Annotated in this window: 16 protein-coding genes; 11 read left to right on the forward strand and 5 right to left on the reverse strand. The window is 70.1% G+C overall.

Translation table 11 applies throughout. The annotated features are described in order from the left end of the window. Positions 1-51 precede the first annotated feature (51 nt). Positions 52-1,023: an ATP-binding cassette domain-containing protein gene (locus ACIQNU_RS00665; protein WP_401359226.1), complete on the forward strand. Its 972-nt coding sequence runs from the start codon at positions 52-54 to the stop codon at positions 1,021-1,023. A 9-nt stretch (positions 1,024-1,032) separates the two neighbouring features. Beyond that, positions 1,033-1,797, forward strand: a complete 765-nt coding sequence (locus tag ACIQNU_RS00670) for a DUF1707 domain-containing protein (protein ID WP_401359228.1) — start codon at positions 1,033-1,035, stop codon at positions 1,795-1,797. 19 nt (positions 1,798-1,816) lie between these two features. Here the strand turns inward: ACIQNU_RS00670 and ACIQNU_RS00675 are convergent, their stop codons facing one another. Next, entirely contained in the window at positions 1,817-3,166 is a 1,350-nt protein-coding gene (locus ACIQNU_RS00675; protein ID WP_401359230.1) for an SGNH/GDSL hydrolase family protein, read from the reverse strand. A gap of 288 nt (positions 3,167-3,454) precedes the next feature. On the opposite strand from ACIQNU_RS00675, the gene ACIQNU_RS00680 reads away from it, so the two are divergent. From ACIQNU_RS00680 to ACIQNU_RS00690, 3 genes are all read left to right on the forward strand, one after another. Next, positions 3,455-4,759 carry a DUF445 domain-containing protein gene (locus ACIQNU_RS00680; RefSeq protein WP_401359232.1) on the forward strand — a complete coding sequence of 435 codons (1,305 nt, stop codon included), beginning with the start codon at positions 3,455-3,457 and terminating at the stop codon, positions 4,757-4,759. A gap of 80 nt (positions 4,760-4,839) precedes the next feature. Then, a complete protein-coding gene (locus ACIQNU_RS00685; protein WP_401359234.1) occupies positions 4,840-5,832 on the forward strand; it encodes a GlxA family transcriptional regulator in 993 nt (330 codons plus the stop codon). Further along, the gene (locus ACIQNU_RS00690) at positions 5,829-6,191 is read left to right on the forward strand and encodes a VOC family protein (protein ID WP_401359236.1); all 363 of its coding nucleotides are present in this window, start codon (positions 5,829-5,831) and stop codon (positions 6,189-6,191) included. The genes ACIQNU_RS00685 and ACIQNU_RS00690 overlap by 4 nt, the downstream gene beginning before the upstream one ends. Positions 6,192-6,193: 2 nt before the next feature. Here the strand turns inward: ACIQNU_RS00690 and ACIQNU_RS00695 are convergent, their stop codons facing one another. Then, on the reverse strand, positions 6,194-6,496 hold the full coding sequence (locus tag ACIQNU_RS00695; protein WP_401359239.1) for a hypothetical protein: 303 nt from the start codon (positions 6,494-6,496) through the stop codon (positions 6,194-6,196). 126 nt (positions 6,497-6,622) lie between these two features. On the opposite strand from ACIQNU_RS00695, the gene ACIQNU_RS00700 reads away from it, so the two are divergent. Both ACIQNU_RS00700 and ACIQNU_RS00705 read left to right on the forward strand, forming a co-directional pair. Next, a complete protein-coding gene (locus ACIQNU_RS00700) occupies positions 6,623-7,624 on the forward strand; it encodes a DNA cytosine methyltransferase (RefSeq protein ID WP_401359241.1) in 1,002 nt (333 codons plus the stop codon). A 126-nt stretch (positions 7,625-7,750) separates the two neighbouring features. Further along, the gene (locus ACIQNU_RS00705) at positions 7,751-8,902 is read left to right on the forward strand and encodes a DNA cytosine methyltransferase (protein WP_401359244.1); all 1,152 of its coding nucleotides are present in this window, start codon (positions 7,751-7,753) and stop codon (positions 8,900-8,902) included. Positions 8,903-8,939: 37 nt separating this feature from the next. Here ACIQNU_RS00705 and ACIQNU_RS00710 read toward each other — a convergent pair whose 3' ends face one another. From ACIQNU_RS00710 to ACIQNU_RS00720, 3 genes are read right to left on the reverse strand one after another with little or no spacing between them, the layout of a single operon-like run. Then, complete coding sequence (locus tag ACIQNU_RS00710; RefSeq protein WP_401362332.1) at positions 8,940-9,845, reverse strand: DUF6339 family protein; 906 nt, start codon at positions 9,843-9,845, stop codon at positions 8,940-8,942. Continuing rightward, the gene (locus ACIQNU_RS00715) at positions 9,845-10,816 is read right to left on the reverse strand and encodes a hypothetical protein (protein ID WP_401359247.1); all 972 of its coding nucleotides are present in this window, start codon (positions 10,814-10,816) and stop codon (positions 9,845-9,847) included. The genes ACIQNU_RS00710 and ACIQNU_RS00715 overlap by 1 nt, the downstream gene beginning before the upstream one ends. Then, positions 10,813-12,909, reverse strand: a complete 2,097-nt coding sequence (locus ACIQNU_RS00720; protein ID WP_401359249.1) for a helix-turn-helix domain-containing protein — start codon at positions 12,907-12,909, stop codon at positions 10,813-10,815. Before ACIQNU_RS00720 ends, ACIQNU_RS00715 begins: the two co-directional genes overlap by 4 nt. A gap of 211 nt (positions 12,910-13,120) precedes the next feature. Here ACIQNU_RS00720 and ACIQNU_RS00725 point away from each other — a divergent pair, with 211 nt between their 5' ends. The 4 genes from ACIQNU_RS00725 to ACIQNU_RS00740 all read left to right on the forward strand — a co-directional run bounded on the left by ACIQNU_RS00725 (position 13,121) and on the right by ACIQNU_RS00740 (position 20,329). Then, a complete protein-coding gene (locus ACIQNU_RS00725; RefSeq protein ID WP_401359252.1) occupies positions 13,121-13,255 on the forward strand; it encodes a hypothetical protein in 135 nt (44 codons plus the stop codon). Positions 13,256-13,267: 12 nt separating this feature from the next. Then, positions 13,268-13,549 (forward strand): hypothetical protein, encoded by a 282-nt coding sequence (locus ACIQNU_RS00730; protein ID WP_401359254.1) that lies wholly within the window; start codon positions 13,268-13,270, stop codon positions 13,547-13,549. Between the two features lie 136 nt (positions 13,550-13,685). After that, positions 13,686-18,422: a DEAD/DEAH box helicase gene (locus ACIQNU_RS00735; protein ID WP_401359257.1), complete on the forward strand. Its 4,737-nt coding sequence runs from the start codon at positions 13,686-13,688 to the stop codon at positions 18,420-18,422. Next, a complete protein-coding gene (locus ACIQNU_RS00740; RefSeq protein ID WP_401359260.1) occupies positions 18,419-20,329 on the forward strand; it encodes a UvrD-helicase domain-containing protein in 1,911 nt (636 codons plus the stop codon). The genes ACIQNU_RS00735 and ACIQNU_RS00740 overlap by 4 nt, the downstream gene beginning before the upstream one ends.

Here is a 20,329-nt window from a genome sequence, read left to right on the forward strand (position 1 = left end):
GTGCGCGAAGTGTCGGAAGTATCGGAAGTGTCAGGCGATGCGGCCGGAGGCATGGCCGCCGAGGGTTTCATCGAGTTGGACGGTGTCGAGAAGGTCTTCGACGTGCGGCGCAGAACCGGGTTCCTGCGGCGTGAGAAGCGTGCGGTGCGGGCGGTGGACTCGCTGTCCTTCACGGTGTCGCGCGGTGAGATGGTCGGCTACATCGGGCCCAACGGCGCCGGCAAGTCCACCACCATCAAGATGCTCACCGGCATCCTCACGCCCAGCGCCGGGCGGGTCCGGGTCGCCGGTATCGACCCGTCCCGCGAGCGGACCCGTCTCGCCCGCCGGATCGGCGTCGTGTTCGGGCAGCGCACCACCCTCTGGTGGGACCTCCCGCTGATCGACTCGTACCGGCTGATGCACCGCATGTACCGCATCCCCGACGCCCGGTACCGCGAGAATCTCGACCGGTGTGTCGAACTCCTCGAACTGGGCGCCCTGTTGGACGTGCCGGTCCGTCAGTTGTCGCTCGGGCAGCGGATGCGCGGCGACATCGCGGCGGCCCTGCTCCACGACCCGGAGGTGCTCTACCTCGATGAGCCGACCATCGGTCTGGATGTCGTGTCGAAGGCCAAGGTCCGGGGATTTCTGCGGGACTTGAACGAGACGGCCGGTACGACGGTCCTGCTCACCACGCACGACCTCACCGACATCGAGCAGTTGTGCCGCCGCGTGATGGTCATCGACCACGGCCGGTTGATGTACGACGGGCCGCTCACCGGCCTGCACGAGGTCGGTGCGAGCGAACGCACCCTGGTCGTGGACTTGGAGCGGGAGCTTCCGCCGGTCGATCCCGGGAGCGCGGCCCGGGTGGTCAAGGTCGAAGGGCCCCGGCAGTGGCTGGCGTTCCCGGCCTCGGAGTCCGCGGCGCCGCTCGTCGCGCGGATCGCCGCCGCGTACCCGCTGGTGGACCTGTCGGTACGGGAGCCGGACATCGAGGCGGTGATCGCGAAGATGTACGCGGGGCAGGCCGTCTCGTAGGCTGGTCGTATGACGGAAGAGCCTTCCCGGGGGACGAACCCCGGCTCCCCGAACCCCGAATTGCGGGCAGCCGACGCCGACCGTGAACGGGTCGCCGAACATCTCCGGGACGCCCTCGCGGAGGGCCGTCTCGACATGACGGAATTCGAGGAGCGGCTGGAAGCGACGTACGCGGCCCGTACCTATGGCGAGCTGGATCCGATCCTGCGTGATCTGCCCGTGGGCGCGGCCCCGTCCGTGTCGATGGTGAAGGCGCCGGCGCCCGGCGGGGTGGCCCGTGACGGCGCGGGGGACGACTGGCCGGCGCGGATCGGCGGTGAGGCGTCCTCGCAGTGGGGTGTCGCGATCATGGCCGGGTTCCAGCGCAAGGGGCATTGGACGGTGCCGAGGCGGTTCAACTCGTTCGCGTTCTGGGGCGGCGGCGAGATCGATCTGCGGGAGGCCCGGTTCGCGGAGCGTGAGGTCGTGATCAACTGTGTGGCGATCATGGGCGGGATGAACGTCGTCGTGCCGCCGGGGGTCGAGGTCGTGGTGCGCGGGATCGGCATCATGGGCGGTTTCGACCACCGGGAGGAGGGGGTGCCGGGGGAGCCCGGTGCCCCTCGGGTCATCGTCACCGGTTTCGCCTTCTGGGGCGGTGTCGGGGTGGAGCGGAAGATGACCCGGGCGCAGCGGCTGGAGGCCAGGGAGGACCGGCGGCGCGAGAAGCTGGAGCGGCGGGAGGCCCGGCGGGCGGAGCTGGAGTCCCGGCGGGAGGACCGCCGGGACCGGTGAGGGGCGCGCGTCCCTCGGTTCACAGGGTTGCGGGGGCGCGGCCCTTCAGATGGTCGAGGTCCAGTGCTTCGGCCATCCGGCGGTAGCCGAGGTCGCTGGGGTGCAGATGGTCGCCCGAGTCGTAGATGCCGCGAAGCCGGCTGGGGGCGTACGGGTCCTGGAGCGCCTTGTCGAAGTCGACGATCTCGTCGAACACGTGGCCGGAGCGGATCTGGGCGTTGACGCGCTGCCGGGCGGCCTCCAGCTCCGGTTTGTCGCCCCGGAACCTGCCGAACGGCATGAGCGTCGCGCCGACCACCTTCAGACCGCGGGCGTGCGCCTGCCGGGTCAGCTCGCGCAGACCCTCCGTGATCGTGTCGGCGTCCGTCTGGTGCGGGGTGCGGAGGATGTCGTTGATGCCTAGCGCGACGACGACGACCTTGACGCCGGTCCGGTCCAGGACGTCCCGGCGGAACCGGTTCAGGCCGCTCGGGTTGGCGGGGGGCCGCCCGGTGCCGTCGGACAGGACGCGGTTGCCGCTGATGCCGAGGTTCACGACGCCGTAGTGCGGGGCGCCGTCCTCGTCGCGCAGCCGGCCCGCCAGGACGTCCGGCCAGCGGTGGTTCGCGCCCATGGTGGAGGTGCTGCCGTCGGTGAGCGAGTCCCCGATCACCGCGACGGTCCCCTGCGCCTCGGTGGTCAGCACGTCCAGCGCGGTCACGTAGCGCCAGTACGGGCTCTGCTGGGAGAACGGCTCGCCGCTCGGGTCCAGGGTCCGGTCACCCTGGGCGACGTAGGAGATCTGCCGCGCGTGCGGGTGGTACGTGACCGGTCCGGACGGGAGCGGTGTGTACGTGGTGATCAGCATGTCCGCGCCTGCCGGTACCGGCAGCCCGACCGCGTCGGACATCACCTGCTCGCCCGGCCGGATCAGCACCCCGGCGTTGCCGCCGAAGGAGAGGCGGCGCAGGGTGCCGCGGCGGGCGCCGGGGTCGTTCGGGGCGTCGGCCACGGCGATCGACGCGTGCGTGATCCGCAGCGGCTGCTGCCCGTACAGGTTGGAGAAGGTGACCCGGCCGCCGGTGCCGCCGACGCTGGTGTGCACGACATTGCGGACCGACTGCTGCGCGAACCCGTTGGTCTCGGTGCCCGGCTCGCCGCCGGCGGGCGCGGTGGCCCAGGAGGCGACCCAGCGGCCGGCCGAGGCGGGGGCGGCGGAGTTGTCCCGGGGGAGTTGGTCCGAGGCGCCGGATCCGGCGCGGTTCTCCGTACGGGACACGCCGAAGTAGATTCCGGCGGACATGGTCAGGATCACGGCGATGATCGCGGCGAGCAGGGCGCCAGGCCTGCCCCGGGACACCCCGGGGCCCCCGTCGTGACGCTCGGTCATGCGGTGCGTTTCTCCTCGGGCCGGGAGCCCGGGGCTCCGTGATGATCACCCCATGATGCGACACGGGGCGGGAGGAAACAGACAGGACCCTCCGCAGGACTCCGGACCCCCGCCCGGATTCCCCACCCGGACCCTCCGCCCGGACAGACGCCGGGAACGAATGATCCGTTCCAGGAGTAGGTCAGGAAGGGACAATACGAAGGGGACCCGGGACTCGCGGTACGGCGTGCCGGTCGGAGTGCGTCAGTCGGAGTGCGTCGGTCGGAGTGAACAGAACGGATGCAACGGATGGAACGGGACGAGACGGGCACGGGGCAGTCTGCCCGGGTCATCGGTGCCTTCACACCTGCCGACGAGGAGCGGCGCCGCGGTGTACGCCGGATGAAGACGACCGCGACCGGGCTGCTGCTCCTCGTCGCCGTCGTGTACGTCCTCGCGAAGTGGGCGGGGAACTCCGGCGCCGGTGCCTGGACCGGCTATGTCGCCGCCGCGGCCGAGGCCGGCATGGTCGGTGCGCTGGCCGACTGGTTCGCGGTGACCGCGCTGTTCCGGCACCCGCTGGGGCTGCCGATCCCGCACACCGCGATCATCCCGAACAAGAAGGACCAGCTCGGCGCGTCGCTCGGCGATTTCGTCGGCGAGAACTTCCTGTCGGAGGACGTCGTACGGACCCGGTTGCGCGCCGTCGGCATCGGCAGCCGGCTCGGCGCCTGGCTCGCCGAGCCCGAACACGCCGACCGGGTCACCGCCGAACTGGCCACCGCGCTGCGCGGCGCCCTCACCGTGCTGCGCGACTCCGACGTCCAGGCCGTCGTCGGCGAGGCCGTCACGCGCCGCGCCGACGCCCAGGAGATCGCGCCCGGCATAGGGAAGATGCTGGAGAAGGTCGTCGCGGACGGCGGCCACAAGCGGGTCGTGGACCTGCTGTGCGTGCGTGCCCACGACTGGCTCGTGGAGCACGGTGACTCCGTGATGGACGCCGTGCAGGGTGGCGCCCCCGGCTGGACGCCGCGTTTCGTGGACCGGAAGGTCGGCGACCGGGTCTACCGCGAGCTGCTGCGCTTCGTCACCGAGATGCGGGACATGCCCGAGCACCCCGCGCGCGGCGCCGTCGACAGGTTCCTCGCCGACTTCGCGTCCGACCTGCAGTCCGACACGGACACCCGGGCCCGTGTCGAACGCCTCAAGGGCGAGGTGCTGGCCCGGGGCGAGGTCCAGGACCTCATCGCGTCGACATGGTCGGCGGTCCGCTCGATGATCGTCGCGGCGGCCGAGGACGAGCGCAGTGAACTGCGGCTGCGGGTGCGGGCCTCGCTGCTGTCGCTCGGCTCCCGGATGTCCACGGACCCCCGCCTCCAGGCCAAGGTCGACGGCTGGGTCGAGGGCGCGGCGGTGTACGTGGTCACCACCTACCGCGACGAGATCACCTCGCTCATCACGGACACCGTCGCGAGCTGGGACGCCGACCACACCTCGAAGAAGATCGAGGCGCACATCGGCCGGGACCTCCAGTTCATCCGGATCAACGGCACGGTGGTGGGCTCCCTCGCGGGCCTGGTCATCTTCACGGTGTCCAGGGCCCTGGGCGCGTAGGCGTGCTGTGCGTACGCCCCCGCCGGGGAGGGTCTGTTTCTGAAAGTGGCCAGATCGCCACGGTGTGCAAGGATCGCGCCATGTCGACGCACCGTGTGGCCGTCCTGGTACGGGACGGTGTCCGCCCCTTCGAACTCGGCCTGGCCCACCAGTTGTTCGGGCACGCGACCCGCTCGGCGTACTCGTACGAGCCCCCGCCGTACACGGTCATGACCTGCGCGGTGACCCCCGGCCCGGTCCGTACCGACGCGGACTTCCCCATCCACGCGCCGCACGGCCCGGAGGTGATCGCGACGGCCGACACCGTGATCGTGCCGGCCGCGCACGAGCACGACGAATTCCTGTCCCCTCTCGCCCTCCCCCGATCCCTCGCCGACGCACTGGCCCTCGCCCGCCCCGACACCCGTATCGCCTCGATCTGTACCGGCGCGTTCGTCCTCGCGGCGGCGGGCCTGCTCGACGGGAAGCGGGCGACGACGCACTGGCTGTCGACGGCCCGGTTCGCGCGTACGTTCCCGTCCGTGACGGTCGACCCCGATGTCCTCTACGTCGACGAGGGCCGCGTCCTGACCTCGGCGGGCGAGGCCGCCGGCATCGACCTCTGCCTGCACATGATCCGCGCGGACCACGGCGCCGCGGTCGCGGCCGACATCGCGCGCCGCACGGTCGTACCGCCGCACCGCGAGGGCGGCCAGGCCCCGTACATCCGCGGCCCGGTGACCGCCATGGACAACCGTTCGACCGCGCCCGCGCGGGCCTGGGCGCTGGAGCACATCGCCGAGCCGATCACCCTCGCCGACATGGCCGCGCGGGCCGCGATGAGCGTACGGACGTTCAGTCGCCGTTTCCGCGACGAGACGGGTCTGACCCCGGGCCAGTGGCTGATCCGCAGCCGCGTGAACGAGGCCCGCGTCCTCCTGGAGGAGACGGACCACACGGTCGACCGGGTGGCGTCGGAGGCGGGCCTGGGCACGGGCGCGTCACTGCGCCTGCACTTCCAGGAGGTACTGGGAGTCCCCCCGGCGACCTACCGCACGACATTCCGCACGACAGAAAGTAGTAGGGGCGCATGACAATCCGCCGAGCGGTACCGGACATCCACACGAAGTCGCCGACGGAGAGCAGCGCCTTCTACACCCTCCTCGGCTTCGAGGAGGTCATGAACCTGGGCTGGGTCACCACGATGGCGTCCCCCTCGAACCCCACGGCCCAGATCACCCTGATCACCGAGGAACAGACCGCCCCGGTCGTCCCGGACATCAGCGTCGAGGTGGAGGACGTGGACGCGGTCCACGCGGCGGTACGGGCATCCGGCGCCGAAATCGTCCGCGACCTCCGTGACGAACCCTGGGGAGTCCGCCGCTTCTTCGTCCGCGACCCGAACGGCAAGATCATCAATGTGGTGAGCCACCAGCAGGGTTCACCGGACTGACCTCAGCGGTGCCGGTCGGCGAGCGCCCAGGAGGCGGCGGCCACCCCACCGGCCACGGTGAACACCGCCGGCCAGGCGCCGATCTTCTTCGCGAGGGGATGGGACCCGGCGAAGCCGGCGAGATAAGCGACGCTCAACGCACCCGCGACCCCACCGCCGGCGTCCCGCCGCCACTGCCGGACGGCCCCGACCCCCGCCAAACCCAACACGAGCCCCCCAATTTCCCGCCGCCCACTCCACCGAGCCACCCCAAACCCCCCAACAAGCCCCCCAACAGCTACTACGGCTCCGGGTACCTGTGCCATGGGTTCCTCCTTGCACACTTCGTACTGTGCCGGAAGGCTAACGCCGGCGAAGGGACGCCGGAGGAGGGGGTGCCGGGAACCGTCCCACCGCCGACCGTCGATTCGTGCCGAGCCGAAGGAATCACGTTGACCACCCCCGCCCGCCGCTACCGCTCGTTGGAACTGTGCGCGGGAGCAGGTGGTCTGGCCCAGGGACTGGAGAAGGCCGGATTCGAGCCGGTCGCGCTCATCGAGCGCAACGCCCACGCCTGCGAAACCCTGCGCGTCAACAGGCTCGGGTGGAACGTTCTGGAGATGGATCTCAGAGACTTCGTGGCGCGGGAACACACCTACGCGTACGACGTGGACCTCATCGCCGGCGGCCTGCCGCGGGTCAAGTCGTCCGCGGCGGTCAAGCGGGCCGAGGACCGTTACGAACGCGAACTCCTGGAGGCGACGGTATGGCTCGCGGCCGAGGTCCGCCCGCGGGCGATCCTGATCGAGAACGTACCGGCCCTGGTGGACCACTCCGCGTTCGTGGACGTACGTGAAGCGATCCGGATCGAGCTGGAACACCTGGGCTACGTCCTGAAGTGGCACGTCCTCAACGCACGGGACTTCGGACTGGCGCAGGAGCGGAAAGTCGGGGTGATGGTCGGGCTCAGGGCCGATGAGGCGGCGAGGTTCCGCTGGCCGGAGCCGCTCGGGACACCGGTGCCGACCGTGGGTGCCGCACTGTGGAAGTCCATGGCCGCACGGGGCTGGCGGGACGCGGCGACCTGGGCCGCACAGGCCGACCGGCCCGCTCCGGCGATCGTCGGGGGCTCCGAGAACCGCGGGGGTGGCGATCTGGGGCCGACGGGCACCAAGAGGGCTTGGGCACGTCTGGGGATCAACGGAGGCGGTATCGGCGATCAGGTGCCCGACGCGGACTATCGATGGGATCCCCATGGCGAAGTGCGGCGGATGCCGAAACTCACCGTCGAACAGGTCGCAATCCTGCAAGGATTTCCTTCCCAGTGGCGACTGATGGGAGGCAAGACGGCGCGCTACCGGCAGCTGGGACACGCATCACCACCACCGGTCGCGCACGCCCTGGGGGTTCGGCTCGCAGAGGCTCTGGCGCCCGGAGGGACGGGGCCAGCGTGAACGAGGACCGATCCGATCATGACGGTCCGCCCATGGGGAAGGCGTCAAAGGACGGCGCCGACGTCGATACACTGCCGCAGGGCTTCCCCGCTTGATCATCTCTCCATCCGACAGCCGGGAGACCACGTGCGCGCCGCGAAGATCATCGACCTGTTCGCCGGACCCGGCGGGCTGGACGTGGCGGCGCAGAAGCTCGGCATCCCCGTGACCGGCATCGAGTGGGACCCGGACGCCTGCCACACGCGTCGCGAGGCCGAGCGCCTCTCGCCGAAGGGCGCGGCCGAGCTGCGCACGATCGAGGGTGACGTACGGGAGTACGGGCCGAAGGACTTCCCGGAAGCCACCGTCCTCGCGGGAGGGCCACCGTGTCAGACGTACACGGTCGCCGGGGGCGGGGAAGGACGACGGGCCTTGAACGACGTACTCCGCTTCGCCGAGCGTATGGCCGATGGTGAGGACGTCACGGAACAGTTGGCAGCGCTGGACGACGTCCGCACCGGCCTGGTGCTGGAACCGTTGCGATGGGCACTCGCCGCCCATGACGCGGGACAGCCGTACGACGCGATCGTGCTGGAACAGGTACCGGCCGTGCTGCCCGTCTGGAAAGCGGTGGGCCGGCTCCTGCGAGGGCTGGACTACGAGGTGGACCACGGGGTGCTGCGGACGGAGCAGTTCGGGGTTCCACAGACCCGCCGACGGGCCATCCTGATCGCGCGCCGGAATCGGGAGGTGGAACTCCCTCGACCCATCCATCGCCATTACCGAAAGGGTGTGTCCCAGGACCAGGGGGACAAGGCGCTGGAGCCCTGGGTGTCGATGGGGGAGGTGCTCGACCGGCCCACGCCCTACGACGTGATCTCCAACTACGGCACCGGCGGCGACCCCAAGGACCGTGGCCGGCGCCGATCGACCGAGCCCGCCGCCACCGTCACCGGGAAGATCTCCCGTAACCGTGTGCTGATGCCCCTCGGCCAGGAGGACAGGTTCACCTTTGCCGAGGCGGGACGCCTGCAGACGTTCCCCGCCGACTACCCGTGGTCGGGGCGCGCCGTCCCGCAACAGATCGGCAATGCCGTTCCGCCGCTGCTCGCCGTTCACGTCCTCGCCACCGCGCTCGACCTCGGTGACGACGTGGTGGCTCGGGCGATCGCCTCGCTCATGGGCCCCGGAGCCCGGACCAGGAACGGCGTCGCCGCGGTCCCGGGCAGAAGGGCGCCCCTGCAACTCGCCCTGGAACGTGGGCGGATCTCCGATGTGCGGGAAGCGGCCCGGCTCTGACCTGCGCCGGGCCCCTGCCGGGTGGTCGGGCGGAGGCTCAGTCGTCGTCCGGCTCCTCCGATTCGGCCGGACGGTCCTTCCCTCGGACGGGAGCCTCCGCGAACAGTCTGCCGAAGCGGTCGACCAGAGTGTCCACGGCCGAGTGGGGGATCCCGCCGTCGGGCGGGCCGTCAGGGAGTGACCCCCGTGGAGTCGGTGGGGCCATGTCCCCATCGTCGATCCAATGGCGGACGGCATCCGAGTCCGGACCGTCGTCCGGTGCGAGGACCTCGTACATCAGGGTGCTGCCCGCCGAGTTGACCGCTGTGGCCAAGGCGTTGACGTCGCGACCGGTCCGCACGGTGCCCTCTTCCAGGAGTCGGGTCACGGCACGGGCGGTCGGACGGTGGTCGATGACGTCGAGGCGGAGCACGGTGTTGAGGACGTCCTGGTTGCCGCAGGCCGTGACGGCCGGGCGATAGTCCTCACCGTCGCGGAACAGTTCGGCGGCCCACCACAGACGGGCGAACGCCTGCTTGTAGTGGAGGCCGCAGAACCGGTCAGCGGTGGCGGCGGGTTGTCGGCCGGAAACGCCCTTCCGCGGCAGGTGCCGCCAGATCACGTAGTCGGGAGCCACGACGAGGGCGATGAAGTTCCACAGGGCCGGGTCAGCGGCCTCCGCCCGGGTCAGCCGCAGTGTCGCGTGCAGCCGGGGCGCCAGCCACGCGTCGGCGGCCGTGCGACCCGTCTCCTCGTGCAGACGCCGGGAGTCGTCGATCAGCTCACGCAGCGGCAGCACGTCCCACCGGGAACCGACCGCGTCCACGGGCTCCGCCCCGCGGACGAGGGACACCAGGGGCGGTTCCTCCTGTCCCGTGAGGACGCCGCGTGTGAGGTTCTTCGCCGCCGTGGCGTCCCGCAACAGACCGAGACGCGGAGGCAGGTCGTCGACATCGCGGCCCATCATCGGTCCCCTTCGTCGGAGCGGTCGAGTACGCGGATCGCGGTTCCGAGGTTCCTGGCAACGCGGGCCCGACGGGAAGCGGCGTACTGGATGCGCGGTTGAAGTTCGTTCCAACCGGAGCGTTCCGTTCGGCGGGAGTGGATCTCCACCAGCGCGTCCGCGGGGGAGAGATCGGGAAGGATGTCGGGAAGCATGCTGCGCAGTACCCAGTCCCGCCACCCACTGGGCCAGCTCGGGGTGCCGCTCTCCTCGATCTCGACATCGCTCACGGCCGAGTGGAACATCGCGACCCAGGCGTCACTCGCGATCTGTGCGGCGAGCATGCCGCGTACCGCTCTCTCCAGGGGGCTGCCGCCCGCGGCCAGGAGGTCGGTGACCCCCTCGAATCCCGTGTTCAGATGGACGGTGGGCATGTCGCCGGAGGTCTCCACCAACCAAGGCGCGTCCTTGAACGGACGCAGCCACTCGTGCGGGCCCTCACGGAAGTCGACCTCCTCGATGTGGAGTTCCCGTTGACGCACGGGCTCCTTGGCCTTCAGGTCGACGATCCAGTCGTCCTCGGAAGCGCCGATGACGCGACCGGCCACGCCGTCGACCGTCGCGACGACGCTCACGGACAGCTCGGCCCGGGTACGACAGGCACCGCGGGGCAGCACGAGTGTGCCCGTCCGGGAACCGTCGGGCGACACGAGAAGACGTGTCACGGTGCGGAAGTTGGTGCCACCGTCGGCGAGTACGGCCACACAGACCACCTCGGCCCAGTGCCCGGAGGACAGTTCGCCCTCCGGGATGCGCGCCCGGACCTCCAGGCGGGTCTCCGCCCACTCCTGGCGTTCCACCTGGTGCACGGCGACGACGCGGTCCTGTTGGGAGATCATGGCCAACGGCAGGTCCCGACCGTCCAACTTCGCAGAGGTGACCTTGAAGGTCACCTCGCCCGCCAGGGTGGCGTACGGCATCAAGGTCTTCATGCGGTGCTGCCTCGCGGCTTCTGCAGATCGATGACGAGTCGGGCCATGGCGGCGGCCACCGGGTGGCTCGCGACATCCGTGACGCCGCTGAACGACGCGTTGCGCGCGCCGGGCGCGAAGCGGAGACGGCCGTTGTCCACCTGACAGTTGTCGCCCGGCAGGAGTTCCGCCCAGCGGACCGTCGGCCTACCGCCGGAACGGACGTCGAACTTCGCCACCGGCGTCATCGACCACGGATCCTCACGGGGCGGCAACTTCACCTCGACGCGAACCCGCCAGGCGCCCGACGGATCGAGTTCACCGTCGACGTGACGCACGGTCGGGTGGCCGTCGACCCGGCGACCGGTCGGGGCGCCACCGCCGTCGATGCGGAGAAGCTCACGCAGGACGGTCGGACCACCCTGGGCCCTTTCCTCGTGGCGGGCGACGAGTCGGCGGACCACGACGTTCATGTCGCTCCGGAACTCCCTGATGCGTGTGAGGGCGCCACGCGCATAGCGGGCGGCCAGATCGTCCGTCCGATTCCAGTCGTCGTGCTCCGGTGGTTCGGACGCACGGAGGAACGCCTCGGCGGCGTCGGCGCCTTCGTCGGTGGTGACGCCCGTCGCCCGACCCGCCAGGAGAACGGCCTGGAAGTGGTTCGTCCCCATCGGCAGGTCCGGTACCCGACGGACACTGACGGTCATGCGGTTGCCTCGCATGCACACGAGTTGGTTCGGTCGGTTGTCCGTTTCGTCCGCCGGCGTCACCAGCAGGACGGCCCGGTGCTCCACGCCCTGCCCCTTCTCGCCCCGCAACGGTGGAACGGTGAGCGGCACATGGGCCAGCGCTACCTGGTCGACGTCCGACAGACGTTCGACGGTCGTGCCGTCCAGGTAGGCCCTCAGGGCGCGGGAACGGGCCGGCTCGTGGACATGGGGATCCACGCGCTCCTCCTTGATCACCACCTGGCCGTTGCGCAGCGTCGTGACCGAGGCGTCCATCAGCGGGGGCGTGGCCGCCCCATGGGTCATCGCGGCCCAGAAGTTCTCCGCCAGCGAACGGACGAGCTTCTCGTGCATCTCCTGCACGGTCTCGGCGTCCCCCGCCGCGTCGTGGGCACCCACGACCAGGAACGACGTACCGGGATCGGGGGTGGCCCGGCCGAGATGGAGCCGGTCCGTCGTCTTCTCGTCCGCCCACCAGGAGCGGGAGACTCCCTTGTACTCGGGTTCCGTGTCCTCCTCGCCCAGCCAGGCAGGTCCCGCGTACGCACGCCCCTCGACCTCTCGCCATGGCAGGTCGAGACGTCCGACGAGCCGTCGTTCGGTGCGCCCCTCGTGCGGTGTCGAGAGGGTGCTGTTGACGAGGACGATGCCCAGCCTGCTCGTGGCCCAGAGCGTGGCCTTGCCCAGGCCGTACGAGCCACCCGCATGGCCGCTCGCCTTGTGGCTGTCCAACTGCCGACGCACCACGGCGGCGAACCGACCGTCACCGTAGTCGGGTCCCGTGAGACCGGACGCGTTGTAGTCGTCGACGCGGAGCAGGAGCAGGGTGTCGGTCTCGCGCATGTCGCGCAGACCTTCGGCGACGACCCGGCCGACCTTCTGCTGCTGGGCGGCGGCCACCTCGTAGTGGGGAAGCAGTTCGTCCCAGCGCAGGGCCTGGAGGAAGTCGTGCAGGTGCTCTCCGCTGAGCTCGTGGAGCACATAGCGAACGCGAACAGGGCGATTCTCGTCGAGGCGCTCGTCGAGGCTGTTCTGAGTGGCCTCACGAGCCAGTACCGACAGGTCCGCGTCGAAGGCGAACGCTGCGGCATTGCCGAATTCACGGCCACCGTCGACGTGTGCCTTTCGGTGGTACCAGGACACCGGACGGGAGGCCGGGGCATCAGATGTTCGCAGATGCACTGTTGCTTCATCGATGCCGAGGATCCCGGCGATCGCCCGTTTCTTGTCCTCGCGTGGTTCGGCCCGCCCGGTGATCCAGGCGGAGACCCCGGCCCTGGTGATATTGAGGGCGTCGGCGAGTTCGGCCTGGGTCATGCCCTGTCGCCGCAGTTGACGCGCCAGCCACACGCCGAAGCCTTCACCGTGCTCGTTGTCGGTCTCCATCCGACCCCCCTTCGCGAACCCCGCCATCGTACCGTGGATTTGACATGACGCCATCGCGATAATTTCGTTGTACATGCGGCCCTCGGGTTGCTTCTATGGGGAGCGTGTCCACGACGGTGAACGGGCTTGCGTGAAGCTGCGACGGCCCGCTAGCGTCCGGGGGCCACGACCGCCAGCTCGTATCTGATGACTGTCGGTAAAGGGGTGAAGTGTGTCCGCAACCATCCCGGCGGGCAACCACATCCGAGTTCGCTTCGCCGACGACCGCGATCCGGACGCGTCCGCCGTTTCCCGTGTCGACCGTCCGTCGGACGGCATGACGCCCGTACCTCCTTACTCACGGTGAAGGTGACCGCTCATGGGTCGAACCCCGCAACACCCGCCGATAGCGGCGGAGTTGTCCGCCACGCTTGTCGTGCACGCCGGTGTGTCGGTCAAGGGCGCCGCGTTCTGGCAGGACATCCTGGATACTTCGGTCCGACGATGGGCGGACGAGTTCCGTGACGAGTTGGCGCGCGACATCCTCAACGCCCATGCCGAGAACGCGAGGTTGAAGGCGGCGCTGAGCGAGGCGCACTTCGAGTTGCGGGAGCTCCGCGCGGGTGAAGCCCGGCCGGACGAGTCCGGAGCCGTTCCGTGAGTGTGTTCTGTGCCGGGCTGTCGATGATGGGCGTTTCGCCTCCGGTTGTCGGTGCCGCCCCGTAACCTGCCTTCCCCCGGACAACCTCTGTCCGTTCCGCCCCGCGTTCATCCGAGACCTGGGAGTCGCTCACCTCATGAACAGCGCCCTACCCGACGCCACGGACGTCGTCCGCACAGTGGTCGCACAGTCCCGGCGCATCCTGGAGGTCTATCGGGCCGACCCGGGCCACGTGCAGGAACACGCGAACAACGAACGCCGCATCACCCAGGGTGGCTACGGGGAGCGGCAGATATACGAGTTGGTGCAGAACGGCGCCGACGAGAACCAGGAGTACCCCGGTGGGGGGCGCATCCACGTCCTGTTGACGGACAAGAGGCTCTACTGCGCCAACACCGGGGATCCGGTGACGCCGGACGGCGCCGACACCATCCTGAGAATGGCCGTGTCGCGGAAGCGCGGGGGCCAGATCGGCCGTTTCGGCGTCGGCGTGAAATCGGTGCTGAGTGTCTCGGACACGCCCCGCTTCTACAGCACTTCGGGCAGCTTCGGGTTCGACAAGGCGTGGTCCGCCGGGCGCATCCGTGAGGTGCTGCCCGATCTGACCGCACAGGACGAGACCCCCGTGCTGCGCATGGCCCAACCACTCGACCTGGCCGTCGACCGGCAGCACGACGCGGTGCTGGACGAGTTGATGTCCTGGGCGAGCACGACCGTCGTGCTGCCGCTCCAGCCCGGGGCCGGGCGCCGACTCGGACAGGACCTGCGTAACTTCCCGGCACACTTCATGCTGTTCTCCTCGCACGTCGCCATGGTCGCCCTGGAGGACCGTCGGGAGGGAATCCGGCTCCGGCGCGTACTGCGACAGGTGACGCGGGGCGTCGAGCACCGGGTCCTGGAGGAGAACAACGGCAAGGAGGTCCGCAACGAACGGTGGGACGTCTTCCACGTCGACCACGAACCCACCGTGGAGGCGCGGAAGACGGCGGGCGAACTGCACGAGCGCCCCCTCATCAGGCTGTCCTGGGCGGTGCCCGGCAAGAAGGTGGAGGCCCGCAAGAAGCGGGGCAATTTCTGGGCGTACTTCCCCACCCACTACGACACCACGCTGACCGGCATCCTCAACGCGCCCTGGAAAACGCCCGAGGACCGGCAGAACCTCACGAAGAGTGACTTCAACGCGGAACTCGTCAGGGCCGCAGCGGAGTTGATCGTCGGCTCCCTGCCGCAGCTGGCCGAGGCCGACGACCCGGGTTCGTATCTCAACCTGCTCACCGCGCGTGGCCGCGAAGCGTCCCAGTGGGGCGACGAACTGCTCAGCAGGGAGGTGCTCGAAGTCGCCGCCGGCCGGCCGTCGTTGCCCGATCAGCGCGGAGCGTTGCGCAGGCCCAAGGACCTCCGTCTGCACCCGGAGGACCTCCGCGAGAAGTGGCTGGACCTGTGGGCGTCGCACCCCGGTCGGCCCGTCGACTGGTGCCACCACTCCGTGGAGGGACGGGAGCGCCGCTCGCGGGTCCGCGACATCATGCTCCGCGCGGGCGCGGAGGATGCGACCACGGACGTCACCGCCTGGCTGGAGGCGCTGGTCGCCGACCGCTCCGCCGAGGCGTCCGCGCTGGCTCTGCGGATCGCCGCCGACATGGAGGAGGTCGGTGCCACCGGGCAGGCGGCCGAGGCGGCCAGGGCCCGCATCCTCCTCACGGAACGCGATGACCTGGTTCCACCGGTACGCGGCAAGGTCTACCGGCGGAGCCCTCTCGCCGCGCACGGACTTCAGGACGATCTGACCTATGTGCACCCCGACATCGCCGCCGACCACGAGGCCCGACGGGCTCTTGAGGTCCTCGGAGTTCCCGAGGCGGATGCCGAGGGACGCCTCAAGGCCGTGCTCGACGTCGGCTTCGGGCGCTACGGCAACGCCGACTGGGAGGACTTCTGGGAGCTGACGCGCCAGGCCGGTGGGGGCCGGGCCGCGGTCGTCATCGGTGCGAAGATCGACGACCCCCGTCACACGCTCAAGATCAAGACGGCGGACGGCGTGTTCCGGCCGCTCCGGGACGCCTTCCTCGCCGGACCCGTGGTCCCCGCCGACGTCGCAGGGCCCGCGGCCCCGGCGGACAGGCGACGTGACCGCGAGGTCCTGATCGATCCCCGGTTCCACGCCGCCGATGTCGCGGTGCTGCGGGATCTCGGAGCGGTGGACCGGCCGACCCCCGACTGGGACCCGCGCAACGATCCGTGGTTCACCACGTACGCCGAACAGAGCTACAAGGCGTACGCCCAGGTGCTGGTCAAGGAGGGGCGCCGGCCGCCCACCGCCCAGAGCGTACGGTGGCTCGGCGCGGACCCGGCCGGGCCGCTGCACCTGCTGCCCCGGCTGTCCGAGGAGGGGCGCGCGGCCTTCGTCCACCATCTGCCCCGTCACAGCCTCGTGCTGAACTGGACGCTGCAGGGCGGCGGGAGCCGTGGCACGGAGAAGCAGGTCCGCTCGCCCATCGCGTGGATGCTGCAGCGCGACGGCGCCGTGCCCACGTCACTCGGTGTCCGTAGGCCGGCCGACTGTGTGAGCCCGACCATGGAGGTCGACGGCAGCCTGTTGCCCGTGGCGGAGGTGAGCACGGAGACCGCCCGCCTGCTGCGGCTCCGTGACGCCATCGAGTCGGTGCCGGAGGCACTGTGGGAGAGCCTCGTCGTCCGTGCCCTCGACAGCGAGGACGCCGACTTCGTCGGCCGGGCCTATGCCCTGCTGACGCGGGCCCCACTCGACGAGGAGTTCTGGGGGCGCCACCCGCTCACCCGCTGCGAGGTGGGAGACGAGTGGACCTGTCGCCCCGACGACGAGATCGCGGTCACGGCCGACCGGGAGCAGTACCGCATCCTTCGGCGTGAGAACGTACCGGCGCTGCTGGTCCTCGACGCGGAGGACGCGGCCCGGATGATCGAGGAGAGTGAGCTGCGCGCCCCCTCGGAGCTTCTCCAGGAGGAGCTGGAGGTCGTCACCCTCGGAACCCCGGTACGCCTCACGGACGTCTACCCCCGGCTGCGGCTGGTCCTGCCCAGGGGGACGGACTGGCAGCTGACGCACTGTTCCCACCTCGCCACGGTGATCCGTACCCCCGAGGGGAAGAGGGAGGAACCCCTCGTCGAGGCCCGGGAGGGCGACACGGTGCTGCTGTGCGGCCCGGACGACGAACTGGACGTCCTGTGCGCGATCGACCGTGTCCTCGGGCTGCGGCTCGGCGGGACGGGCTGCCGTGACCTGCTCGAACAGCAGAAGAAGGATCGCGAGGACGAGCGCTTCCTGAAGGTGCGCAGGGAGCCCGACCATGCGCGGAAGCTTCTTCTCGCGCTGGGCGTGGACCGGCTCCGGGAGGAGTTGCCCCCCGGACTTCTGCTGGCGGACGAGGAGTTGAACGGTGAGGCGGCGAGTGAGCTGCGGATCGCGCAACTCGTCATCGCCACCCACGGCGAGGAGGTGCTGAGGGAACTTGCCCCCGTGCTGGTCAAGGCCGGGTTCGACGCCCCGAGGGTGTGGAACGGCACGCACACCGCGCGTGCTTTCGTGAAGAACTACGGATTCCCGGTCGCCTGGGCGGGGGACCAGGAGGCCGGGCAGGCGCCTCCTCCTTTCGAGACCGTGTCCGGTCCGCGGAAGCCACTTCCTCTCCACCCCTACCAGATGCGTCTGGTCGCCAACATGTACCAGCACCTCGTGCAGGGCGAGGAGAAGCGGGCGATGCTCCAGATCCCGACGGGAGCGGGCAAGACCCGAATCGCGGTCGAGGCGCTGGTGCAGGCCATCGCGGACGGTGTTGTCACCGGCCCGGTGCTGTGGGTGGCGCAGAGTTCGGAACTGTGCGAACAGGCCATCGAGACCTGGAAGTTCGTCTGGTCCACAGTGGGCCCGGAGAAGAGCCTGCGCATCAGCCGTATGTGGGCCGGCATGGCCGCCGAGCCGGGTCCCGGCGGGCCACAGGTCGTCGTCGCGATCGACGACACCCTGGCGCGCCACCTCGGAACGGATCAGTACGCCTGGCTGCGGGAGGCGTACGCGGTCGTCGTCGACGAGGCCCACTTCGCGGTCCCCAAGACGTACACCAGGATCCTCGACCACCTCGGCATCGACCAGCACCGGACCGCACGTCACCTGGTGGGTCTCACCGCCACCGCTTTCCGAGGCGGCAGCACCGAGGAGACCCGCCGACTCGCATCCCGGTTCGGGCACAAGCGCCTGGACCGCGGTGTGTTCGAGGGCGAGACCCCCTATGCGCATCTTCAGGAACTCGGCGTGCTCTCCAAGGTCGAGCACCGTGAGCTGCCCGGCGGCAAGTACACCCTCACCCCCGAGCAGATCGAGCAGGTCACCAGCAGCAACAGCATGACCCTGCCCGCCGCCGTGATCGCCCGGCTCGCACGGGACGTGAACCGGACCAAGCGCATCATCGAGGAGATCGAGCGGCTTCCGCAGACCTGGCCCGTACTGGTCTTCGCCACCTCGGTCGAACATGCGCAGGTGCTCTCGGCGTTGCTCAACGAAAGCGGGATCGCCGCCGCATCGGTGGACGCCACGACGCCGACCGGAGTGCGCAACCGACGGATCGAAGCCTTCCGCAAGGGCAGGACCCAGGTCCTCACCAACTACAACGTCCTCACCCAAGGTTTCGACGCCCCCGCTGTGCGCGCGGTTGTCGTCGCCCGGCCGACCTACAGCCCGAACACGTACATCCAGATGATCGGTCGCGGGCTGCGGGGGCCGCTCAACGGCGGCAAGGACAGCTGTCTGATCCTCAACGTCGCCGACAACATCGAGCACTTCGGCCGTGAGCCCGCCTACACGGAACTCGAGTACCTCTGGGAGGGGGGCAACGCATGAGCCGCGGCCCGTACGAGGGCAGCCCGTCGCTCACCACCGAGCAACAGGCGGTCGTCGACCTGCCCGAGGACGCCAAACTGCTGGTCACGGCCGGCGCGGGTGCGGGTAAGACCCACACACTCGTGCGTCGCGTCGAGGCGTTGATCACCGACGAGGGACTGGCGGCCGGGGACATCCTGGTCCTCACCTTCTCCAACGCGGCGGTACGGGAACTGCGGGAGCGCCTGTCGACGTACGAGGGGCGGTCCCGACACGTGCGTGTGACGACCTTCGACTCCTGGGCCCTGGAGATCCTGAGCGAGGTCGCGGCCGATGTCGACTGGCGGTCGCGTTCCTTCGACGAGCGGATCAGGGAGGCCACGAAGTGTGTCGAGGACGAGGCCACCGCGCCGGGTTGGCTCGAAGAGCTGAGGCATCTCGTGATCGACGAGGTCCAGGACCTCGTGGGCGACCGGCGGGAGCTGCTGGAGGTCCTGTTGGAGGCGTACGACATCGGGTTCACCGTCGTCGGTGACCCGGCCCAGGCGATCTACGGCTTCCAGGTCACGGACGACGAGCAGCGCGCCATCGAGACGAACAGGTTCTTCGACTGGCTGCGCGGCTACTTCGGCGACGAGCTGACCGAGCTGTCACTCACCCGCAACTTCCGCGCCCGCTCCGACGAGGCGCGCACCGCGTTGCGGTTCGGGGACGCGGTTCGGCGGTGCGCCACGGTGGCCGAGGCCGAACGACTCCATGAGGAACTGCGGATCGAACTCGCGGGGCTGATGGACTTCGGCGATCTCGACGTCCAGTACATCCAGGAGTCCCTGCGCGACACCGACATCACGACGGCCGTGCTGTGCCGCACGAACGGCGAGGCACTGCTCATCTCGGAGTGGCTGCACCGGACCGCCATCGGTCACCAGGTCCGCCGCGCGGCACAGGACCGGGTCGCCCCCGCCTGGCTCGTCGACCTGATGAACGGGGACGAGGGAGCCCTGACGCTCACCGAGGAACGGTTCATCGGCCTGCTGCCCCTGGGGTCCTTGGCCGTCGAGGACGGCGAGCGCACGTGGCGACAGCTTCGCCTGTGCGCCGGAGACGGTGGCGGTCGGTCCGTCGACCTCTCCCGGCTCCGGCGGGCGGTCGCGGCGGGGCGTCTGCCGGACGCGCTGACGGCACAGCCCGCGCACCCGTTGGTCGTCTCCACGTTCCACCGGGCCAAGGGCCTTGAGTTCGACCGCCTGTTGGTGGTGGACCCCGGTCACCTGGAGGTCGAGGAGGGCTCGCTCGGCCCCGACGCGGCGGACCGGGCCCGCGCTCTGTACGTCGCCATGACCCGACCTCGCGACGAGTTGTACCGCTTGGACCTGCCCGACGAGGCACGCGCCACGGCGCGCAACGGCTTCCGGTGGGTCCGGAGGGACAAGCGGTCCGGTCGCTGGGCACGCTTCGGCTACAAGTACTGGGAACGCAAGGGGCTGGAGGTCACGGCCGGCGACATCCACCCGCACCATCCCGCGGGCACCTGCCAACGTACGGGCGACGCCGTGAAGGCGCAGGCGTACCTCCGCACCGGCATCCCGGCGGGCGCCGCACTCGAATTCATGCGGAACGACGACGTCCGTGAACAGCACGAGGAGCGGATCGGCCCCGGCTACGTACTCGACCACGGTGACCGCACGATCGGCGTCGCCTCGGACACGTTCCGCAGGGACCTGTACCGCCACATGCAGCAGTCCCAGCGGTACACGCCGGAGAACTGGCCCCGCCGGATCACCGGCCTGCGCCTCGACACGGTCGAGACCGTCGCCGGTGATCCCGCCGCCGGTGTCCGCGCCGGTCTCGGCGACCTGGGGGTCTGGCTCGCGCCACGGCCGACCGGCCTCGGACGGTTCCACTACGACAGCTCGGACAAGGAATGA

It is taken from the genome of Streptomyces sp. NPDC091292 (genome assembly GCF_044757265.1).
GTDB lineage: Bacteria > Actinomycetota > Actinomycetes > Streptomycetales > Streptomycetaceae > Streptomyces.

Bases quoted from the DNA above. Each gene is read 5' to 3' on its own strand.
- ACIQNU_RS00720 (WP_401359249.1), bottom strand. From the start codon at position 12,909: ATGGAGACCGACAACGAGCACGGTGAAGGCTTCGGCGTGTGGCTGGCG.
- ACIQNU_RS00680 (WP_401359232.1), top strand. From the start codon at position 3,455: ATGGAACGGGACGAGACGGGCACGGGGCAGTCTGCCCGGGTCATCGGT.
- ACIQNU_RS00735 (WP_401359257.1), top strand. From the start codon at position 13,686: ATGAACAGCGCCCTACCCGACGCCACGGACGTCGTCCGCACAGTGGTC.
- ACIQNU_RS00675 (WP_401359230.1), bottom strand. From the start codon at position 3,166: ATGACCGAGCGTCACGACGGGGGCCCCGGGGTGTCCCGGGGCAGGCCT.
- ACIQNU_RS00690 (WP_401359236.1), top strand. From the start codon at position 5,829: ATGACAATCCGCCGAGCGGTACCGGACATCCACACGAAGTCGCCGACG.
- ACIQNU_RS00665 (WP_401359226.1), top strand. From the start codon at position 52: ATGGCCGCCGAGGGTTTCATCGAGTTGGACGGTGTCGAGAAGGTCTTC.
- ACIQNU_RS00715 (WP_401359247.1), bottom strand. From the start codon at position 10,816: ATGAAGACCTTGATGCCGTACGCCACCCTGGCGGGCGAGGTGACCTTC.
- ACIQNU_RS00740 (WP_401359260.1), top strand. From the start codon at position 18,419: ATGAGCCGCGGCCCGTACGAGGGCAGCCCGTCGCTCACCACCGAGCAA.
- ACIQNU_RS00670 (WP_401359228.1), top strand. From the start codon at position 1,033: ATGACGGAAGAGCCTTCCCGGGGGACGAACCCCGGCTCCCCGAACCCC.
- ACIQNU_RS00710 (WP_401362332.1), bottom strand. From the start codon at position 9,845: ATGGGCCGCGATGTCGACGACCTGCCTCCGCGTCTCGGTCTGTTGCGG.
- ACIQNU_RS00730 (WP_401359254.1), top strand. From the start codon at position 13,268: ATGGGTCGAACCCCGCAACACCCGCCGATAGCGGCGGAGTTGTCCGCC.
- ACIQNU_RS00695 (WP_401359239.1), bottom strand. From the start codon at position 6,496: ATGGCACAGGTACCCGGAGCCGTAGTAGCTGTTGGGGGGCTTGTTGGG.
- ACIQNU_RS00685 (WP_401359234.1), top strand. From the start codon at position 4,840: ATGTCGACGCACCGTGTGGCCGTCCTGGTACGGGACGGTGTCCGCCCC.